A 1,381-nucleotide genomic window follows, 5' to 3' on the forward strand; every position below is an offset into this window, starting at 1 on the left:
AAAGAAAAATTTTCAGCCGGCATTTTTTGTTTCTTTTTGATGCCAAAAAGAAAGAGCCTTTCGGCGGCGGTGAGCCGAGGCAAGAATGAGCCTATGGGCGAAAAAAGATATGCGTCATTCATATTGATTTTTATACAATAAATTATCCCTCAGGATGACATTTCTTTCATTTAAACACTCAAAATTTCTATATCTTAGGCTCTTACTAACTTATACTTGATCCAAAAATCAGAAGATTTGGCTGCAGATTCTCCGCCTTCTGGTGGTCGTTGACCTCCTCCGCCCATTCTTCCACCACCCATACCGCCACGGCCACCACCGCCCATACCCCCTCCTCCCATTCCACCTCTACCACCCGATCTGCCCTTACCACCGCTTGCACCTTCAGGCCTAGCTTCTCTTTTGAAACCAGATTTATTTGGCTCATTAATTTTAATATTGTACACCAATGGCTTTTTAAGGTCTAATCCTACCTGTAACTGCGTTAATGGAATGCTTAATTCGTAAATAAGATCTCTGTTAGGATGAATACTCATTCCAGTTTCTATGCCGTCCTGGTTCATCGCTGACAACTCACCATCAGCAATATTTTTAAAGCCAGAAACTCGAATGCTTTTATTCATCGCAGCTGGATCATGCAGATCGTTATCTTTATCAGGCGATAAAGGAGCATGTTCACGGTGTCCATCTCCTTCTTTAGGCATGGGAGGCCTTTCCATTAAAGGAAAGGTTAACTTAATACCGTCTTTCTTTTTACCCTCAGTGTTGATATTTAAGGTAATGCCACCTCTTAGCACACTAAAAGTGGTTTGCGGATCTAACGATTCGATAATGATGTAAAGGTTTTTGTCATCGTTGGCCAGCGCAAAGGCCAGTTTGGTGGCATCGTTGTATTCGTTAAGCGGCTCGTTCCACTCGTTCGATATGCCATCGGCCTTAAATGGTTTCACCATACGGATATTCTCTTCTACATCTTGTGCTTTAACCGAAAAGCCGACTAACATAATAGAAAAAACTGATAAGCTGAGTATTTTAAAATTCATCGCAAATAATTAAATAATGATATACGAATGTATCGCGATGAATTGTTAAATTTTGTTATTTAACAGGCTTTAACAATTAAGTCGGAGGGCCGAACTCAATCAATCAGCTTCTCATACTGACAAAACAATATAAAGACATAAAGATTTTAGTGAATTGTAGGTTGCGAGAAATCGTCATTGCGAGAAGGCTTTTTCAGCCGACGAAGCAATCTTACAACGATCGCTACTAGCGTGCGCATTAAGATTGCTTCGTTCCTCGCAATGACGATTTTTCTTTGTAGATATGTCAATCGTAGCTGAGTTGAAGAGTTAACCTGAGTTTGAAATCAATTAACCAA

1 protein-coding gene is annotated in these 1,381 nt (G+C 40.3%); it reads right to left on the bottom strand.

Going from position 1 to position 1,381, the window contains the following annotated elements:
* Positions 1–194 precede the first annotated feature (194 nt).
* On the bottom strand, positions 195–1,043 hold the full coding sequence (locus AW17_RS24750; protein ID WP_029280789.1) for a hypothetical protein: 849 nt from the start codon (positions 1,041–1,043) through the stop codon (positions 195–197).
* Positions 1,044–1,381: the final 338 nt, after the last annotated feature.

The organism is Pedobacter borealis DSM 19626 (genome assembly GCF_000708285.2).
Taxonomy (GTDB): domain Bacteria; phylum Bacteroidota; class Bacteroidia; order Sphingobacteriales; family Sphingobacteriaceae; genus Pedobacter; species Pedobacter borealis.

Excerpts from the sequence above, each read along its gene's own strand:
- AW17_RS24750 (WP_029280789.1), bottom strand. The coding sequence starts at position 1,043 with ATGAATTTTAAAATACTCAGCTTATCAGTTTTTTCTATTATGTTAGTC.